At 74.6% G+C, this 1,695-nt stretch carries 1 protein-coding gene; it reads left to right on the plus strand.

The annotated features are described in order from the left end of the window. Nucleotides 1-1,695 (plus strand): DNA polymerase III subunit gamma and tau (locus tag J0670_RS37430; RefSeq protein WP_207817234.1); only part of this gene is annotated, 1,695 nt, incomplete at both ends.

The raw sequence follows: 1,695 nt of genomic DNA on the forward strand, positions 1-1,695 counted from the left end.
GTCCCTAGCCCTGTACCGCCGCTACCGCCCCGAGACCTTCGCGGAGGTCATCGGGCAGGAGCACGTGACCGCTCCGCTCCAGCAGGCCCTGCGCAACAACAGGGTCAACCACGCGTACCTGTTCAGCGGGCCGCGTGGCTGTGGCAAGACGACGAGCGCGCGCATCCTGGCCCGTTGCCTGAACTGTGAGCAGGGGCCGACTCCGACGCCCTGTGGGGAGTGCCAGTCCTGTCGGGACCTCGCGACCGGCGGGCCCGGCTCGATCGACGTGATCGAGATCGACGCGGCCTCGCACGGTGGTGTGGACGACGCGCGCGAGCTGCGCGAGCGGGCGTTCTTCGCGCCGGTGCACAGCCGGTACAAGATCTTCATCCTGGACGAGGCGCACATGGTGACCTCGGCCGGGTTCAACGCGCTGCTCAAGGTGGTCGAGGAGCCGCCGGAGCACCTCAAGTTCATCTTCGCGACCACCGAGCCGGAGAAGGTGATCGGGACGATCCGGTCCCGGACGCACCACTACCCGTTCCGGCTGGTCCCGCCCGGCACGCTGCGCGACTACCTGGCGGACGTGTGCGGACGCGAGGGCATCCAGGTCGAGGACCCGGTGTTCCCGCTGGTGGTACGGGCCGGCGCGGGCTCGGTGCGTGACTCGATGTCGGTCATGGACCAGCTGCTGGCCGGCGCCGGCGAGGAGGGCGTCACCTACCAGATGGCCACGGCGCTGCTCGGGTACACCGACTCGGCGCTGCTGGACGAGGTGGTGGACGCCTTCGCCGCGCACGACGGGGCGACGGTGTTCCAGGTGATCGACCGGGTGGTCGAGGGCGGGCACGACCCGCGCCGCTTCGTCACCGACCTGTTGGAGCGGCTGCGCGACCTGGTGATCCTCGCCACTGTGCCGGAGGCGGGGGAGAAGGGGCTGATCGACGCCCCGGCCGACCGGATCGCGGTGATGCAGGCGCAGGCGGACGCGTTCGGCGCGGCCGAGCTGAGCCGGGCGGCCGACCTCGTCAACACCGGGCTGACCGAGATGCGCGGCAACGCGGCGCCGCGGTTGCAGCTGGAGCTGATCTGCGCCCGGGTGATGCTGCCGGGCGCGTACAGCGACGAGCTGTCGCTCCAGGCGCGTCTGGACAAGCTGGAGCGGCGGGCGACGGCGGGCGGGTTCGCTGCGGCCGCCCCCATGGCGGCGCCGATGGCCGCCCCGGTGGGCGTGCCCGTGGCTGTGCCTGGGGGAGACGCCCCGGCGATGGAGGTGCCGGCCCCGGCGCCCGCGCCCGTTCAGGCACCGCCCGTTCAGGCACCGCCCGTCCAGGCCGCGCCCGCCGCGCCCGCCGCACCCGCGCCGGGCGCCTGGCCGATCCCGCGCAGCTTCCCGCCCGCCGGCGGTGCTCCGGCCCCTGCCGCACCGTCCGTGCCGCAGCCGCAGCCGCAGCCGCAGTTGGAGCCGCGCCGCGCGGTGACCGCGCCCGTGCCGGCGGAGGCGTGGCCCGGGGCCGGTGAACCCCGGACTGCCTTCTCCCAATTCGGCGACGGCCCTGAGCAGTTGCCCCGCCGGGTGCGCCAGGCGAGCCTGGTGCCGCAGTTGCGTGAGGCACCCGCCGGCGTCGATCCGCGCACCCGCCGCACCTCCACCGTCGGGGCCTCTGCGGCGCCCGCGGGCCCCAGCCCGGAGGCGGCGCGTGCGGCGATGGC

The sequence above is a fragment of the Streptomyces sp. FH025 genome (assembly GCF_017427025.1).
Lineage (GTDB): Bacteria > Actinomycetota > Actinomycetes > Streptomycetales > Streptomycetaceae > Kitasatospora.